Genomic DNA, 271 nt, shown 5'->3' with positions numbered 1-271 from the left:
GTGGATGCCGCGCCTTGTCTTGTAAAGTTCCTTCGTCCGGCTGTAATACACGCCGTCAACCTCAAGCAGTTGCACCTGTCCGAACGCCACAACCTTGGGCTTCTTCGTGTATGTCCGCTCGTTGTACAAGTCGATGTAAGCTGCCTGCCCGTTGACGTCCGTCACCGAAAGGATGTTGTCTTTCAGCAGTCTCGCCCTCGCATACCGTCCGAGGCGTGTCATAATCTCGCCGTTCCCGTTGACGATGCCGACACATTTATCCTTAAAACGT

1 protein-coding gene is annotated in these 271 nt (G+C 54.2%); it reads right to left on the bottom strand.

Annotated elements, in window-relative coordinates; translation table 11 throughout:
- Nucleotides 1-271 (bottom strand): hypothetical protein (locus H6A07_RS09770; protein ID WP_204814729.1); only part of this gene is annotated, 271 nt, incomplete at both ends.

Origin of the sequence: Olsenella uli (assembly GCF_016899935.1) — a bacterium.
Classification (GTDB): Bacteria; Actinomycetota; Coriobacteriia; order Coriobacteriales; family Atopobiaceae; genus Thermophilibacter; species Thermophilibacter uli_B.
The sequence above is the reverse complement of the archived record's forward strand: the minus strand, read 5'-3'. Positions and strand labels throughout refer to the sequence as shown.